This window comes from Azospirillum argentinense (assembly GCF_000632475.1).
Lineage (GTDB): Bacteria > Pseudomonadota > Alphaproteobacteria > Azospirillales > Azospirillaceae > Azospirillum > Azospirillum baldaniorum.
Window position 1 is genome coordinate 918110 of sequence record NZ_CP007795.1, and the last position, 15851, is coordinate 933960.

The following is a 15851-nucleotide window of genomic DNA, read 5'->3' on the forward strand; positions in this document are numbered from 1 at the left end:
GCGCGAGACGGACCCATGGATTCCCTGCCCCCGCCTCCCCCCGCCATCGAGCGTCCCGCCCAGCCGTCGCTGTTCGTCAGCGCGCGCCGGAACGCTGAGGATGCACCGGTCTTTTACGTCGATGCCACGGACGGCGACGACCGCCGGTCGGGCCGCGGCCCGAAGGAGGCGTGGAAGACGCTGGAGAAGGTGAACGCCACCGCCTTTCCGCCGGGAAGCCGCGTGCTGTTCGAGCGCGGGGAGAGCTGGCGCGGCAGCCTTCTGGCCTCCTCCTCCGGCACGACCGACCGGCCGATCACCTATGGCGCCTATGGCAAGGGCGACGCTCCGGTGATCGACGCGCGGGGTTCCTCGGTCGCGGTCAATCTGAACGGGCGGACGAACGTCGCCTTCGACGGGCTGACGATCACCGGCGCGGCCGACACCGGCCTGCTGCTCGGCCCGCGGGCGCGCAACGTGTCGGTGACGAACGTGACGGTCGCGGGCAACGGCGGCTCCGGAATCGTCGTTGCCGGCACGTCGGATGGACTGCGGATCGACGGGTCGGCCATCACCGGCAACGGCGCCTATGGGATCGTTCATTACGCCGCGGATAACACCGACCAGGTCATCACGCGCAACACCATCGCCGACAACGGCTGGCGCAAGGACGGCGGCGTCTATTCCGGCTGGAACGGGCGCATCCTGACCGGCGAGATCGCCCACAACCGGGTCTTCAACAACGGCGTCAACGGCGGCGAAGGCCGCTCCCACGGCCTCTACCACGACCAGGGGCAGGCCGGCAGCGCGCTGAAGATCCACGACAACCTGATCCACGACAACCCGCGCGGCGCCGGCATCCTGGCGAAGTCCAGCACCGAGATTTACCGCAACGTCATCTTCCGCAACGCCGATGCCGGCATCTCGCTCGGCCAGAACCGCGGGATCGACGTCACCTACCGGGTCTACGACAACGAGTTCTACGACAACAACGGCGGCGTCCTGCAGCACCAGAAGGGCAGCGGCTCGATCACGCTGGAACTGCGCGACAACCTCTTCCACCGCAACGGCAAGCGGGCCGCCATCATCATCGCCGACAGCATCGGCAAGACCGTCACCGGCAACCGGGTCAGCAACGACGCCAGAGCAGAAACCGAAACCAGGGCCGGGACCACCGCCAACCAACCATTGGTCAACCAACCATCGGCCAAACAACCATCGGGAGGACCTGTGCAGGAAGCATCCGGAATGCGGCCGGAATCCGTGCGCTGACCTTGGCCCCGACGTCCGCGGGCGAGCCGCGGGCCGGGCAAGGGACGGCGCGTTCGAACAAGGGGGGGCATGTGAGCACCAGCAGCAGCACCGTCGGTCAGTCGATCACCGACCGGCTGAAGAAAACCGTTTTCCGTTTCGACGCTTCCGACACGGGGGAGTTGCGCGGCTTCCAGCGCAAGATGTTCGGGGAACGGGTCTGGCAGGTGGACGAAGCCTACAACCGCTGGCTCTTCGACGAGGTGCCCGACCGGGACGCGGATGGGCCGCAAGTCTGGGTGTGCAAGCGGCAGGGACAAATCGTCGGCCAGCAATGCGGGATTCCCTTCCGCCTGAAGGCGCGGGACCGGGAAATCCCGGCCTCCTGGGCCAACAGCCTGATGGTCCTGCCGGAATGGCGGATGCGCGGCGCCTTCACGCCCCTGGCGGAAGCGCAGCTCGACAGCCGTCCTCTGGCGATGGCCATCCACATTTCCGATTCCGCCTACAAGGCCTACAGCAAGGCCGGCTGGATCGACATCGGCGCCCTGCCCGCCTACGTCTTCCCGCTGGACACGCGGCGATGCCTGGAGGCGTCCTCGCTTCAGGGCCGCATGCGGACCATCGGGGCGATCGCCGGGCCGGCCCTGCACGGCGCACGGATCGGCGGCCACCTGCTGAGCCGGGCGACCGGCGCGCGGTTCGAGGAGATCGGGCGGTTCGACGGGCGGGCCGACGCCATCTGGCGGCGCGCCTCCCCGCATTACCCGCTGATCGCGTTGCGCGACCTGACGCATCTGCGCTGGCGCTACGACGCGATTCCCTGCGCCTCGGACTACCGCCGCTTCATCCTGACGCGCGGGGACGAGCCGCTGGGCTACGTGGTCCTGCGCCGTGAGACCTGGCGCAAGGAGCCCTGCCTCGCCGTCGTGGATTACCTGTGCGAGCCGAAGTGGCTGTGGGTCTTGCTGAGCCACACGCTGCGCATCGCCGCGACGGAGCGCGCGACCGCGCTGATCTGCCGGACGCTGAACACGCGGGCGGAGCGGACCTTCCTCGCCATGGGCATGATGAAGGTGCCGGACCGCGTGGGCTTCCCGGTGCGGGTGATGGCGCATCCCGGCCCCGACGCGGGGATCGATCGGGACGAGTTCGCCGACCGCGGCAACTGGCTGCTGACCATGGGCGACGGCGACGCCAGCTTCCTGATGCACAACACGTTGCCGGAGGCCGCCGGGCTGCAACCGGAAGGAGTCGCCGTCCAGGGATGACCGGGGTGCGAAGGAGCCGTCCGGCCGCCGACGCGCCGGTCCGGCTCCTTTCGTCTATTCTGCCCGTGGTTACTCAAAAGGGGCTAATGAAGCACCTTTCGGGATGGTCATCCCGAAAGTCTCACAAGAAAGGTCACCCGGTAAACTGACGGTAGTTCGGCCTTTTACGACGTTTACGGCTGCCCCTTTTTCTATCACGATTGCTGGGTGCTTAGACAAAGCAGCCTAATGTATTCGGTGAGAGGAAACGCCGATCGATCAGTCTTATGAACAGCAAAAGCCAAGGCCCGATTTCAGATCCGGACCTTGGCTTCGGTTTTGTGTCGGTAAAATTGATCTCAGAATTACAGCGCGAATAACGGTGAAACCTCTACGAACAAGAGAGTCGGAAAAGGAGACGTCTTATGTCGAGCAATGAGTTTGCCGACCTGTTGGTGAGCGGGGGTTCGGTCGGCACGTCCGGCATTCCGGAAGCTCTGGCGACGCTGGAGTCGAAGATCGCGGCGGGCACCGCCAGCGTCGGCGTCATCGGCCTGGGTTACGTCGGCCTGCCTCTGGCGCGGCTGTTCGCGCGGGCCGGCTTCTCGGTGACGGGCTTCGACATCGATCCGGAAAAGGTCGCCAGCCTCAACGGCGGCACCTCCTACATCGGCACCGTGTCGACCGACGAGGTCCGCGGGATGCTGGAGGAGGGCCGCTTCACGGCCACGGCGAACTTCCAGTCGCTGGCCGACATGGACGCCATCGTCATCTGCGTGCCGACGCCGCTCACTCGCAACCGCGAGCCGGACATGAGCTGCATCGAGGTCACCACCCGGCAGATCGCCCAGGTGCTGCGCCCCGGCCAGCTGATCGTCCTCGAATCGACCACCTACCCCGGCACGACTCGCGAGGTCGTGCGCCCGATCCTGGAGAAGACCGGCCTCAACAGCGGCACGGACTTCCTCCTGGCCTTCTCACCGGAGCGCGAGGACCCGGGCAACGAGACCTTCACCACCGCCCGCATCCCGAAGATCGTCGGCGGCGAGGACCCCAACGCGCTGCGCATCGCCTGCTCGATGTACGGCCGCGCGCTGGAGCGCGTGATCCCGGTCTCGTCGCTTGAGGCGGCCGAGGCGGTGAAGCTGACCGAGAACATCTTCCGCTGCGTCAACATCGCGCTCGTCAACGAGCTGAAGGTCGTCTACGACGCGATGGGCATCGACGTCTGGGAAGTGATCGAAGGCGCCAAGACCAAGCCCTTCGGCTACATGCCCTTCTACCCCGGCCCCGGCCTGGGCGGTCACTGCATCCCGATCGACCCCTTCTACCTGACCTGGAAGGCCCGCGAGTTCGACGTTGCTACCCGCTTCATCGAACTGGCCGGCGAGATCAACACCCGCATGCCGCATTACGTGGTGGAGCGGCTGTCCCAGGCCATGGACTCCAAGCTGGGCCGCGCGCTGCGCGGGTCGCGCATCCTCGTTCTGGGCGTCGCCTACAAGAAGAACATCGAGGACATGCGTGAAAGCCCGGCGCTGAAGATCATCGATCTTCTCCAGGACCGCGGCTGCGAGGTCTTCTACTACGACCCGCACGTGCCGGAGCTTCCGGAGACGCGCCGGCTCGCCCGCATGGCCGGCACGCCGTCGGTCGCGCTGGAGGAAATCCAGGAAGGCGCCTTCGACGCCGCGATTCTGTGCACCGACCACGACTCCTTCGATCTGAAGGCCTTCCTGGACGGGCTGCCGCTGATCGTCGACACCCGCAACGCCTTCGGCAAGGCGGGCATCGTCGACGAGAAGATCGTGAAGGGCTGACCGCCGGCCTGGACCCTAACCGACCGATCCTCAGGAGAATGGGATGGCCGCGTACACTCATGTAGACGGAGCCCTGGGGTCCGAAGCCAGCACCCGGGAGGTCGCGCTCCGCGACCTCCTCCAGGTGCTGCGCCGGCGCCGGAGCACGATCATCGCCAGCGTCCTGTGCTGCACCGCGCTGGCCACCACCGGTGCCCTGCTCTATGAGCCGCGGTTCACCAGCCAGGCCGTGCTCATCATCGACCCGCGCACGACGGAGGTCACGGACATCAACGCCGTGATCTCCAACCTCCCGCGCGAGGCGGCGGCGATCCGGACCGAAATCGACATGATCACCTCCAGCGCCACCGCCGCCAAGGTGGTGGACCGGCTGGGGCTGGTCCATGACCCGGAGTTCAACGGCGCCATCGAACGGCCTTCGGCCATCGACCGGGCCATCGCCGGGATCAACGACACCGTCGGCTACGACCTGTCGCCGCTGCAACAGCAGATCACCGGTTATCTGAACTCCGTTGGCATCGGCGTGAAGGAGCCGACCACTGCGGAGAAGGAGCGCGCCGCGGTCATCGCGGACGTTCGCCGCGGCCTGTCGGCGACCAGCGACGCGCAGTCCTACACCATCGTCGTCTCCTTCAAGGCGAAGGAGGCGGACAAGGCGGCGCGCATCGCCAACGCCTTCGTCGACGAGTATCTGCTCGACCAGCTCCAGACCAAGCAGGAGGTCACCCAGCAGGCCAACAAGTGGCTGGAGGACCGCATCAACGAGCTGCGCGCCCAGGTCGAGGTGTCGGACAAGGCGGTGCAGGATTACCGCGCGCAGCAGGGCCTCGTGCTCGGCAGCGCCGGCGGCGAAACCTTCCTGTCGCAGCAGTTGGCCGAGCTGAACCGCGCCCTGGTCGTCGCCCAGACGGAGCGTGGCCGGGCGGAGGCACGGGCACAGAACGCCCGGATCGTCGCGCGCAGCCCGACCGAGGGCAACGCGGCGGAGATTCTTGGCTCGCCGCTGATCCAGCGGCTGGGCGAGGAGGAATCGGGCATCGCGCGGCGGCTGGCCGAATACCGCACCCGCTACGGCGACCAGCATCCGGCGGTGCAGGCCTACGTCAACCAGTTGACGAACCTGCGCCAGAAGATGCGCGAGGAAGCCACCAAGATCATGGCGGTCATCAACAACGAGGTCGAGATCGCCCGCGCCCGCGAGCGCGAGCTTGAGGCCGCGTTGAAGAAGCTGACCGCCGAGACCGCGGGCGAGCTGGGCGCCAACGTCCGTCTGGCCCAGTTGCAGCGCGAGGCCGACGCCAACCGCCGCGTCTATGAAGGGCTGCTCCAGCGTCTCGTCGAAACGCGCGAGCAGGACGATCTTCAGCAGCGCGACGCCCGCGTCGTGTCCAAGGCGGAGCCGCCGCTGGAGCCGTCGACGCCGGGCAAGAAGCTGTTCGTCGGCGGCGGTCTGGCCGTGGGCCTGCTGATCGGCATGTTCCTGGCCTTCCTGCGCGACCATCTGAACAAGACCTTCCGCAACACCCAGCATGTGGAAGAGACGATCGGCGTGCCGGCCATCGGGCTGGTGCCGTCCCTGCCGCATCACAAGAACGCCAAGCCGGAAGACTATGTCCTCGACCGTCCGCGGTCGGAGTACAGCGAGGCGGTGCGCGCCATCGGCGTGTCGCTCTACGCCCGCGGCGCCCTGAACACCGGCTCCGTGGTGATGGTGACCTCCGCCGTTCCCGGCGAGGGCAAGACCACCGTCTGCCTCACCCTGGCGCGCATGCTGGCGGCGTCCGGCCGGCGGGTCCTGCTGCTGGAATGCGATCTGCGCTGCCCACGCATCGGGAACGTGCTGGGCGACAACGCCCCGGGCGACCTGAGCGACCTGATCGTCGGCAAGGCGGAATGGCAGGACGTGGTCCAGGTGGATGGCCGCAGCGGACTGCACTACGTCGTCGGCCGCCCGCATTGCGACCACCCGCAGGAGCTTCTGGGCTCGGAGAAGCCCATCCGCCGCAGCGTGGCCCTGGTCGGCACGACCATCTTCGGCCTCTATGTCGGCCTGTCCTACGGCGAGGTCGCGCTCGCCCGGCTGATCCACCGCGCGGTCTTCGTGCTGGCGGTGCTGAGCGCACTTTTGGCGGTCGGCCTGCCGAGCTACGGTCTGATGCCGGCGGAGCAGGGGTCGCAGTGGCGCGGCGTCTTCTCCCACAAGAACGGCCTGGGCGACGCCATGGCCTTCGGCCTGACCGCCGGGCTGTTCGTCCTGCGCTCCCGTCCGGTGACCGACACCATGGCGCTGGTCTGGCGGCTGGGCACCTTCGCCATCATGGCCGGCTGTCTCGCCATGTCGGGCTCCGCCACGGCGCTGATCGTCGCCACGGCCGGCATGACCCTGGTCATGCTGGTCACCCACCGGCAGGACGCCGGGTCGCTGGCGCTGGAGCTGTACGGCGGCACCATGGTCATCATGCTGGCCGCCATCTTCGCGCTGCTGAACCTGGAAAGCATCACCGCGCTGCTCGGCCGCGACATCACGCTGACCGGGCGCACGCTGATCTGGGACTTCGCGATCCGGATGATCGAGCAGCAGCCGGTGCTGGGCTACGGCTTCAGCGCCTTCTGGTCGGGTCTGGACGCGCCGGGGGCGCTGTTCTGGCGCACCTCGGGCCGCTTCGACATCCACGCCCACAACGGCTTCATCCAGACGACGCTGGACGTCGGCCTGCTCGGCCTCGGCCTCTTCCTGGTGGCCTATGTGATCTACCTGTCGCGCATCGCCCGGATCGTCCCGGTCGACCGCAGCGGGGCGGCGCGCTGGCACATCGTCTTCGCCATGATGCTCCTGCTGGGCAACGTCGCGGAAAGCAGCCTGCTGATCCAGAACGGCCTGCTGTGGTTCCTCTTCACCGCCTTCCAGACGCGGCTGGCCAAGACGGTCCACGCCCACGCCCTGACCCCGCGTCCGGCGGCGGGACGGCGGCCCAAGCTGCAGAACGGAATCCCGGTTGCGGAGTCGCGGTCATGATGTCGAGCGGCTTCGCCTTCTTCGCGACCCGGATCGCCGTCGGCATCCTGGGCTTCGCGGCGGTCGCGGTCTTCTCGCGCATCGTCACGCCGGAGGCCTACGGCCATTACGCCCTGGTGATGGCTGCGGCGGCGGCGATCAACGCCTGCGGCTTCTCCTGGATGGGCCTGTTCGTCCTGCGCAAATGCGGCGGCGACGCGGCGGAGCGGGACGCCTGGCTCTCCACCGTGGTCACCGCCTTCCTGGTGGTGGCCTGCGGGGTGCTCGCCATCCTGGGCGCGGTGGTCGCCTTCTACCCCGGCATGAACGGCATCGACTATGTGCTGTATCTGCCGGTCATCGCGATCCTGATCTCCTGGTTCGACCTGTCGATCCAGATGTCGCGGGCGCGGCTGAAGGGCTCGGTCTTCGCGGCCAAGTCCTTCGCCAAGGCGCTGTTCGGGCTGGCGCTCGGCTCCGCCTTCGTGCTGATCGGCTGGAAGGAGGAGGGGCTGCTGCTCGGCACCAGCATCGGCTTCCTGCTGGTCACCGCGATCTGGCTGCGCTCCGACCTCAAGGGCATCTCGCTGCGCTGGCCGGCGCGGGAGCGGGTCGGCCTCCTGCTGACCTTCGGCGGCCCGCTGATGCTGAGCCTGATGGTCGGCTGGGCGCTCGACTTCGCCGACCGCTTCCTGATCTACTGGTTCATCGGCGAGGCGGCGGCCGGCGCCTACGCCATGGCCTTCGACCTCGCCAAGCAGCCGATCATGCTGGTGGCCTCGGCGGCCTCGCTGGTCACGCTGCCGATGGCGTCGCGCGCCTTCGACAGCGCCGGCCCGCGCGCCGCGCGCCCGATCATGGCGCAGAACCTGACGATCCTGCTGCTGGTCTGCCTGCCGCTGGTGCTGATGGAGGTCATCTCCGCCCAGGGCATCGTCGGGCTGCTGCTCGGCGAGGCGTACCGCGAGACCGGTGCGGCAATCATGCCGCTCGTCGCCCTGTCGGTCTTCATCAGCATCCTGCGCATCTATCACTTCGACCTGTCGCTGCACCTGACCAAGAAGACCGGCTACATCCTGAAGCTGACCATGCTGACGGCGGTGCTGAACATCGGCGCCAACCTGTTCCTGATCCCGCGCTTCGGGGTGATCGGGGCGGCCTACGGCTCGCTGGCGGCGCAGCTCGGCTGGGTGGTGGCCGCGGTCATCCTGATGCCGCGCGCCGGCGTGCTGGCGGTGCCGGTGAAGGATCTTCTGAAGGTGACCACCGCCGCCCTGCTCTTCGCCGCCGGGCTGAAAGTCGCGGCGATGGAAAGCGACCTGCTGCTCGTCCAGCTCGCCCCGGCGGGCAGCCTCTATCTGCTGGCCCTGGCCGTGCTCAACCCCGCCAACCTGATGGGTCAGGTGCGGATCGCGCTGGCCCGGCTGAAACGCACCCGATCCCCGGCATGAACCCCATGAACAGGCGTGAGGAAGGAACAGGCATCATGTCGAAAAAGCTGGTGGTTTGCGTGTGCACCTACCGCAGGCCGAAGGATCTTCACCGCACGCTGCTGTCGCTGGAGGGGCTGACCTTCAACCCCGACGCCCCGCTGGACGTCGAAGTGCTGGTTGTGGACAACGACCCGGCGCGCTCCGCCGAACCGCTGTGCCGCGAGATGGCGCAGGACTGGCGCTTCCCCATCCGCTACGCGGCGGAGCCGGTGCCGGGCATTCCCGCCGCCCGCAACCGCTGCCTGGACGAGACCACGGACGCCGACCTGATCGCCTTCATCGACGACGACGAGGTGGCGAGCCCCGGCTGGCTGGACTGGCTGGTGACGGCCATGGAGCGCACCGGCGCCGCCGTGGTCGCCGGCCCCGTCCTTCCGATCTACGAGAAGCGCCCGCCCGACTGGCTGACCAAGGGCCGCTTCCACGACCTGCAGCGCATGCCCACGGGCAGCGAGCCGGCCTATTGCGCCACCGGCAACGTGCTGTTCCGCCGCTCCATCCTGAAGGGCGGCGTGCGCTTCGACCCGGAGCTGAGCCTGTCCGGCGGCAGCGACGTGCTGTTCTTCGAGCAGATCCGCCGCCAGGGCCACCGCATCGTCTGGTGCGACGAGGCGACCATCGAGGAGCATGTGCCGGCCAGCCGCATGACCGCGCGCTGGATCCTGCGCCGCGCCTTCCGCCTGGGCACCTGCGTGTCGCTGACCGAGGCCAAGCTGAACGGCCAGCGCCGCACGCTGGTGAAGCGCTCCACACTGGGGCTCGCGCACATCGCGCTGAACCTTGCCGCCCTGCCGCTGGTGCCGATGGTGATGGCCTTCGACACGAGCTGGCCGATCCGCCGTCTCCAGAAGATCTGCGTCGGCAGCGGCTATCTCTACGGCCTGATGGGCTTCCAATATCTGGAGTACAAGCGATGAAGGACGTTGCGGCGAACAGCGGGGCGATGAAGGGCGGCGCGGCGGAAGCCCCGCCCGTCACCGTCAGCGCGGTCATCCCGACGCGCAACCGCCCGCATCTCGTGCTGAACGCCGTGGAGAGCGTGCGCGCCCAGACGCTCAAGGACGTCGAGATCATCGTCGTCGTCGACGGTCCGGACCCCGCCACCGTCGCGGCGCTGGAGGCGGTGGAGGACCGCCGCCTGCGCATCGTGCAGAACCCGGCGTCGCTCGGTCCCGCGGGGGCGCGCAACGCCGGCGTGCAGGCGGCGCTGGGCGAGTGGATCGCCTTCCTGGACGACGACGATTCCTGGGCGCCGGAGAAGCTGGAACGGCAGCTCGCCGCCGCCAAGGCGTCGGGCGCCAAGTTGCCGGTGGTCTCCTGCAGCACCAGCGTCAGCATCGGCGAGCGCCGCTACGTCTGGCCGCAGCGCCGGCCGGAGCCGGGCGAGCCGATCAGCGACTATCTGATCGACCGCCGCAGCCCGCTGTCCCGCCCCGGTTATCTCGCCACCCCGACGATCATGGTACCGCGTTCGCTGGCGCTCGCCGTGCCGATGCCGGACTACCGCCATTTCGAGGATTGGGGCTGGCTGTTCCGCGCGCTGGATCAACCCGGCGCGGAGCTGGTCTTCGTGGATGAGCCGCTGTGCTTCGTAGAGATCGACGAGGGCCGCGCCTCGCTGCATTCGGTCGACGACTGGCGGCAAGCCTTCGAGTGGGCGCGCACGCACCGTCCGCTGATGACCGGCAACGCCTACGCCGCCTTCCTGATGACCAAGGTCGTCGGCATGGCCCGCCGCGAGGGCGACTGGAACGCCGTCCGCCGCCTGCTGGCCGAGGCGACGCGGGCGGGCGATCCGAAGATGCGGCATTATCTGATGTTCTTCGGGACCTGCGTGGTGCCGCCGTCCTTCCACCGCCGGGTGCGCGCGGCGACCCATTCGGACGCCGCGACGGCGTGAGGCCCCCACCCTAACCCTCCCCCGCTATCGCAGGGGAGGGAATCAATCTCCCTCCCCCGCCCAGCGGGGAGGGCCGGGGTGGGGCAAGCGCTCCCCTCCCCCCTCTTCACATCACAACGGCCAGCAGCAGCGGCAGCGTCAGGAACGACAGCGCCGTGGACCCCAGCACCATCCCGGCGACCTCCTGCGGCGCGTTGTTGTAGCGCAGCGCCCAGAGATAGTTGAACACCGCCACCGGCATGGTGCTTTCCAGCAGCACGACGCCGCGCATCGTGCCCTCCAGGCCCAGCACCTCCACCACCGCCAGACCGGCGGCGAAGCCGAGCAGCAGGCGCAGCGCCGACATGGCCAGCGACCGCATCATCCCCTGCATCCGCAGCCCGGCAAGAGCCACCCCCAGCGAGAACAGCATCAGCGGCACCGCGCAGTTGCCGAGCAGCGTCGTCGTGTTGGTCACCCATTGCGGCGGCTGGACGCCGGTCAGCAGGACAAAAACGGCCAGCGCGACCGCGTAGATCACCGGAGTGCGCAGCACCTGCTTGGCGTCCGTGCGCCCTGCCGCCAGGGCCGGGCCGATGGTGAACTGGAGGACGGCGAGCGTCGCGAAGAACAGCACCGCCAGCCCCATCCCAGTCTCCCCGAAGGCGAACAGGCAGACGGGAATGCCCATGTTGCCGCCGTTGGGAAAGCTGAGCGCCGGCAGATAGACGCGCAGCGGCAGGCGGCTGGCGAGCAGGATCGGCGTCGCCATCAGCCCGGCCAGCGCCATGCTGCCGACCGAGGCCGCCGCCATGGTCAGCAGGTCGTCCCCGCCCAGCGTCAGGCGGGCCAGCGAGGAGAAGACCAGACAGGGGGTTGAGACGTTGATCGCGAAGGTGGTGATGAAGGCGCTGTCGTAGGGCAGCTTGGCGCGGCTCCAGCCGAAGCCGAGGGCGGCGATCAGGAACACCGGCACGACGACGGCGGCGATGCTGGACAGGGGGGCGAGCAGATCCATGGTCAGCGCGCAGCCTGCGTGCTGGCGGTGTGGAACCAGCCCAACCCGTCCTCGGTCCGGGCGCGGGGGCGGTACTCGCAGCCGACGAAGCCGCGGTAGCCGGTGTCGGCCAGAACCTCGAACAGATAGGGATAGTTGACCTCGCCACGGTCGGGCTCCTGGCGGTCGGGAACGCCGGCAATCTGCACATGGGCGGTGAGGTCGGCGTTGGCCCGGATGCGGGTGGCGAGATCGCCCTCGCTGATCTGGCAATGGTAGAGATCGAGTTGGAGTTTCAGGTTCGGCGCCTCCACCGTCTCGATCACCCGACGGGCCAGCGCGGTGCCGTTCATCAGATAGCCGGGCATGTCGCGGTTGTTGATCGGCTCCACCAGCAGCGTCAACCCGGCCTCCGCGCAGGCCGCCGCGGCATGGCGGAGGTTGTCCGTGTAGAGCGCCAGAGCTGCATCGTGCCCCTCCGGCGGGATGCCGGCCATGCAGTGCAGCAGCCGGTTGCCCAGCACCTTAGCGTAGGCGATGGCGGTCGCCACGCCCTCGCGGAACTCCGCCTCGCGGCCGGGCAGGCTGGCGATGCCGCGCTCCCCCGCCGCCCAGTCGCCGGGGGGCAGGTTGAACAGCGCCTGGGTCAGCCCATGGGCGTCCAGCGCCGCCTTGATCCGCTCCGCCGGCACGTCGTAGGGGAACAGGAACTCCACCGCATCGAAGCCGGCCGCCGCCGCGGCGCCGAACCGCTCCAGGAAGGGCCGCTCGGTGAACATCATGGACAGGTTGGCGGCGAACCTCATGGCGTCCGTCCCCCGGTTCTTATCGGCATGGTCCCCTCCCGCGTCGTCTGGGCCGCCGTGGCGGCCGGTTGCTCCGACAATGCAGCAGGCGGACGGTCCGGACAATCGCCGGCCTATGCCGCACACGCTTGTCAGGTGACCGCCCATACCGGTTGCGCGGGATTGCGGGTGACACGCACAGTGCACGGCCCTTGCCGCAGCCGGACCCGACGGATGATGAAGCGACTCGCCTCCACCGCCCTGACCCTCCTTCTGGCCACCCTGGGTGGCGGGCTGTTCGCCTTGGCGGGGCTTCCCGCGGCGTGGCTGATGGGGGCGATGACCGCGGTGGCCGGTGGGGCGCTCGGCGGGTTGACGCTCCGCCTGCCCTCCCCGCTCGGCACCGCCGCCTTCGTTCTGCTCGGCATCTCCATGGGCGCCGGCGTGACGCCGGACACGCTGCACCAGATGGCCTCCTGGCCGCTCAGCATGGCGCTGCTTGCCGGATCGGTGATGGCCTGCCTGTACGCCTGCTCGGCGTGGCTGGAGCGGGTGCACCGCTGGGACCCGGCGACCGCGCGCTACGCTGCCGTTCCCGGCGCGCTGGGCGCGGTGCTGGTGCTGGCGGCGGAGAGCCGGGCCGATCTGCCGCGGGTGGCGCTGGCGCAGAGCCTGCGGCTGTTCGTCCTGGTCGCCGCCATGCCCTGGTTGCTGGATCTGATTGCCTCCACCCCCGGCCTGCCGCCCCGCCCTGCCCCGTCCGACCCGGCGGACGCCCTGCCCGAACTGGCGTTGCTGATCGGGGCCAGCGCCCTGGCCGGGCTGCTGTTCCAGAAGCTGCGCGTGCCCGGCGGCGTGCTGCTCGGCGCCATGCTGGGGAGCGCGCTGCTGCATGGCAGCGGCCTCGTGGACCACCGCCTGCCGAACTGGCTGCTCAATGCGGGCTTCGTGGTGACGGGGGCGCTGATCGGGTCGCGCTTCGCCGGGGTCACGCTGGCGTCCCTGCGAGCGGCGCTGCGCCCGTCGCTCGAAAGCGTGGCGCTGGCGCTCGTCCTTTCCTCGGTTTTCGCCTGGGCGGGAGGCTGGCTGCTCGGCCTCCCCTTCGGCCAGCTCTGGCTCGCCTACGCGCCGGGCGGGGTGGAGGCGATGACCATCGTGGCCTTCGTGCTCGGCCTCGATACCGCCTTCGTCGGCACGCACCACGTCGTGCGCTTCGCCGGGCTGGGCTTCCTGGCCCGCTGGTGGCAGCCCCGCCGCGGCTGAGCGGACGTCTTACAGCCCATCGAACAGCAACTGTGCCGGCGGCTCGGCCTTGCGCTTTTTCTTCTTCTCCTTGGGCGCCTTCTCCGCCGCCGCCTTCTCCTCAGTCTGCTTTTCCTGGGCCGCCGCATCCTGGGCGTCCGGGTTCAGGGCCATCTCCACCCGCTCCAGAGGAGCCGGTTCGGGCACGGACGCTTCCGGAGCAGCCTCGACCGGCTCGGGCGCGTGGGCCGGTTCTTCCGGAGCCGGCGCCGCGGCAGGAGGCACGTCCTCCGCCACAGCCTCCTGGACCGGCTCGACCGCCGGTTCCTCGGCCGGCTTGGCCGCCTTTTTCTTCTTCGGACGGGCCGGGCGCGGTTCGATGCCCACCCCGTCCTTGACGCGGGCCTTGGCCTTGTCGCGGGCGACGGCCTCCGGAGCGTTCGGGTCGTCGTTCAGCCACTTGCCGCGCTTGATGACCTCGTTCACGCGCCCCTGGTTGACGCTGAGCTGGAACGCAATCTCCTGCTGCGTCATGTCGGTGGTGCGGTGAAGCTCCAGAATCTGCGCGGCAAGTTCCGGGGTCATCTTCTTGCCGACGACGCGCCGCGCCGGGCGGATCGACCGCTGGGCCTTATCGCGTTCGCGCAGCTTGCCCAGGATCTCCAGGGCCTCCGTGTTGCCCGCCGTCTTCAAGGCTTCTTCGAATTCCTTGAGCGTCGCCACCCGTTCCTCCTGCCACCATCCACCCGCGGCGACGCCATCGCATCGCCGGCCTACAAGACCGACTATACATGGAATCGCGCAGGCGGTTGAGAAGGCTCTTGAGAGGATATCCACAGAATGGCACGGGCGGGAGGAGACGGCGATGCGACGCTATTAGACGTCTAATCACCGGGAACCGTCATTCGCCGGGATACTGCTTCTCCTTCATGAAGCGCGCGAGGTGGGCGGCGTTGCGCGCGGCCATGGCCGAGGTAGAGGCCACCTTGTCGGGCACCCTGTCCAGATCCTGGAAGACAGTCTTCTGCATCGCCTCCCCCACCCAGTAGCAGACGGCGGTGACGGCAAGCAACATCACGCCTTGCCAAACGTTGCGGCTTTCAGAACACGGCCACCGAAAACATGACCACCGAATTGCCCCGGCACAGCCCATCCGCCATCGGATAGGATGCGGTGGACAGAACCACAACGGAGGAAGAGCAATGCCGACCATGACCGTCCGACCCCTGTGCCTTGCCGCGGCGCTGGCCGGGTCCCTGGCGCTGGCCGGATGCGCCGGAAATTCGACGGGGCTCGGGCTGAACCTCGTCTCGCAGGAGCAGCTCGTCGAACTCGGCCAGCAGGACTGGCAACGCCTGATCCAGTCGACCCCGGCCACCACCAACGCCAGCTACCAGCGCCGCGCCGAGCAGATTTCGGCCCGCCTGCTGCGCGCCGCCTCGCTCGACCCCGCGGGATGGGAGGTCCGCGTGTTCCAGGGCAAGGAAGCCAACGCCTTCGCCCTGCCCGGCCAGAAGATCGGCGTCTATGAGGGCCTGTTCCAATACGCCAAGACCGACGCGCAGCTCGCCGCCGTCATCGGCCACGAGATCGCCCACAATCTGGAAGGCCACGCCGCCGAGCGGGTGAGCACCCAGATGGCCACCGACGCCGGCACGAGCATCCTGGGGGCTGTTGCCGGGGCGAGCGGGGTCGGCGGCAGCGAGATGATCGCCGCGGCGCTGGGCACCGGCGCGCAGTACGGCCTGCTGCTGCCCTATTCCCGCAACCAGGAGCTGGCGGCCGACCGCGCCGGCCTGCTGATGATGGCCCGCGCCGGCTACGACCCGCAGGCGGCCATCGAGCTGTGGCAGAACATGAAGCAGGCCGGGGCCGAGCAGCCCACCTTCATGTCCACCCACCCCGGCACGGCGGACCGCATCGCCGCGCTGCAAAAGCTGATGCCCGAGGCCAAGGCGGCGTACAAGCCGAGCTGACCGGAGCGGCGGGTGGCGCTGCGGCCGCACCGCCCGCCAGGGCCCCGTCTCGCGAGAAAGGCCCGCGAGAAAATTTTCTCGCCGAATGTTGACTCCCCTCCCCTGCCCCGGAGTCAACATTCCGGCTTGACCGGACTCCGGCGCCGCGCAAAAGTGGCGTCGGGGCAAGGCAGGGGAATGAACC

At 68.8% G+C, this 15851-nt stretch carries 12 protein-coding genes and 1 pseudogene; 9 read left to right on the top strand and 4 right to left on the bottom strand.

The features are described from left to right. Positions 1-15: 15 nt before the first annotated feature. The 7 genes from ABAZ39_RS26455 to ABAZ39_RS26485 all read left to right on the top strand — a co-directional run bounded on the left by ABAZ39_RS26455 (position 16) and on the right by ABAZ39_RS26485 (position 10688). Positions 16-1251 (top strand): right-handed parallel beta-helix repeat-containing protein, encoded by a 1236-nt coding sequence (locus tag ABAZ39_RS26455; RefSeq protein WP_040137076.1) that lies wholly within the window; start codon positions 16-18, stop codon positions 1249-1251. Between the two features lie 71 nt (positions 1252-1322). Continuing rightward, entirely contained in the window at positions 1323-2501 is a 1179-nt protein-coding gene (locus tag ABAZ39_RS26460; RefSeq protein WP_051658569.1) for a GNAT family N-acetyltransferase, read from the top strand. 404 nt (positions 2502-2905) lie between these two features. Beyond that, a complete protein-coding gene (locus ABAZ39_RS26465; RefSeq protein ID WP_051658570.1) occupies positions 2906-4300 on the top strand; it encodes a nucleotide sugar dehydrogenase in 1395 nt (464 codons plus the stop codon). Between the two features lie 43 nt (positions 4301-4343). After that, entirely contained in the window at positions 4344-7316 is a 2973-nt protein-coding gene (locus tag ABAZ39_RS26470) for an O-antigen ligase family protein (protein WP_040137078.1), read from the top strand. Further along, a complete protein-coding gene (locus ABAZ39_RS26475; protein ID WP_040137080.1) occupies positions 7313-8746 on the top strand; it encodes a lipopolysaccharide biosynthesis protein in 1434 nt (477 codons plus the stop codon). The genes ABAZ39_RS26470 and ABAZ39_RS26475 overlap by 4 nt, the downstream gene beginning before the upstream one ends. Before the next feature lie 35 nt (positions 8747-8781). After that, complete coding sequence (locus ABAZ39_RS26480) at positions 8782-9705, top strand: glycosyltransferase family 2 protein (protein WP_051140669.1); 924 nt, start codon at positions 8782-8784, stop codon at positions 9703-9705. Next, entirely contained in the window at positions 9702-10688 is a 987-nt protein-coding gene (locus ABAZ39_RS26485; protein WP_051658571.1) for a glycosyltransferase family 2 protein, read from the top strand. The genes ABAZ39_RS26480 and ABAZ39_RS26485 overlap by 4 nt, the downstream gene beginning before the upstream one ends. Before the next feature lie 106 nt (positions 10689-10794). On the opposite strand, the gene ABAZ39_RS26490 is transcribed toward ABAZ39_RS26485, so the two are convergent. Both ABAZ39_RS26490 and otnI read right to left on the bottom strand, forming a co-directional pair. Further along, complete coding sequence (locus tag ABAZ39_RS26490) at positions 10795-11685, bottom strand: AEC family transporter (RefSeq protein ID WP_040137081.1); 891 nt, start codon at positions 11683-11685, stop codon at positions 10795-10797. A gap of 2 nt (positions 11686-11687) precedes the next feature. Then, positions 11688-12470, bottom strand: coding sequence for a 2-oxo-tetronate isomerase (gene otnI, locus ABAZ39_RS26495; RefSeq protein ID WP_040137083.1), 783 nt, complete (start codon positions 12468-12470; stop codon positions 11688-11690). Positions 12471-12683: 213 nt separating this feature from the next. On the opposite strand from otnI, the gene ABAZ39_RS26500 reads away from it, so the two are divergent. Beyond that, on the top strand, positions 12684-13712 hold the full coding sequence (locus ABAZ39_RS26500) for an AbrB family transcriptional regulator (protein ID WP_051658572.1): 1029 nt from the start codon (positions 12684-12686) through the stop codon (positions 13710-13712). A gap of 291 nt (positions 13713-14003) precedes the next feature. Here ABAZ39_RS26500 and ABAZ39_RS37165 read toward each other — a convergent pair. Further along, positions 14004-14414: pseudogene (locus ABAZ39_RS37165) on the bottom strand (hypothetical protein); the annotation flags it as partial. A 178-nt stretch (positions 14415-14592) separates the two neighbouring features. Continuing rightward, on the bottom strand, positions 14593-14769 hold the full coding sequence (locus tag ABAZ39_RS34815; RefSeq protein ID WP_198129127.1) for a hypothetical protein: 177 nt from the start codon (positions 14767-14769) through the stop codon (positions 14593-14595). Positions 14770-14902: 133 nt separating this feature from the next. Between ABAZ39_RS34815 and ABAZ39_RS26510 the strand changes: the two genes are divergently transcribed. After that, a complete protein-coding gene (locus ABAZ39_RS26510; protein WP_040137346.1) occupies positions 14903-15667 on the top strand; it encodes a M48 family metallopeptidase in 765 nt (254 codons plus the stop codon). The last annotated feature ends 184 nt before the right edge of the window (positions 15668-15851 follow it).

What these genes read in the sequence shown, in the direction of transcription:
- ABAZ39_RS26455 (WP_040137076.1), top strand. Translation starts at nt 16, where the DNA reads ATGGATTCCCTGCCCCCGCCTCCCCCCGCCATCGAGCGTCCCGCCCAG.
- ABAZ39_RS26465 (WP_051658570.1), top strand. Translation starts at nt 2,906, where the DNA reads ATGTCGAGCAATGAGTTTGCCGACCTGTTGGTGAGCGGGGGTTCGGTC.
- ABAZ39_RS26470 (WP_040137078.1), top strand. Translation starts at nt 4,344, where the DNA reads ATGGCCGCGTACACTCATGTAGACGGAGCCCTGGGGTCCGAAGCCAGC.
- ABAZ39_RS26475 (WP_040137080.1), top strand. Translation starts at nt 7,313, where the DNA reads ATGATGTCGAGCGGCTTCGCCTTCTTCGCGACCCGGATCGCCGTCGGC.
- ABAZ39_RS26480 (WP_051140669.1), top strand. Translation starts at nt 8,782, where the DNA reads ATGTCGAAAAAGCTGGTGGTTTGCGTGTGCACCTACCGCAGGCCGAAG.
- ABAZ39_RS26485 (WP_051658571.1), top strand. Translation starts at nt 9,702, where the DNA reads ATGAAGGACGTTGCGGCGAACAGCGGGGCGATGAAGGGCGGCGCGGCG.
- ABAZ39_RS26490 (WP_040137081.1), bottom strand. Translation starts at nt 11,685, where the DNA reads ATGGATCTGCTCGCCCCCCTGTCCAGCATCGCCGCCGTCGTCGTGCCG.
- otnI (WP_040137083.1), bottom strand. Translation starts at nt 12,470, where the DNA reads ATGAGGTTCGCCGCCAACCTGTCCATGATGTTCACCGAGCGGCCCTTC.
- ABAZ39_RS26500 (WP_051658572.1), top strand. Translation starts at nt 12,684, where the DNA reads ATGATGAAGCGACTCGCCTCCACCGCCCTGACCCTCCTTCTGGCCACC.
- ABAZ39_RS26510 (WP_040137346.1), top strand. Translation starts at nt 14,903, where the DNA reads ATGACCGTCCGACCCCTGTGCCTTGCCGCGGCGCTGGCCGGGTCCCTG.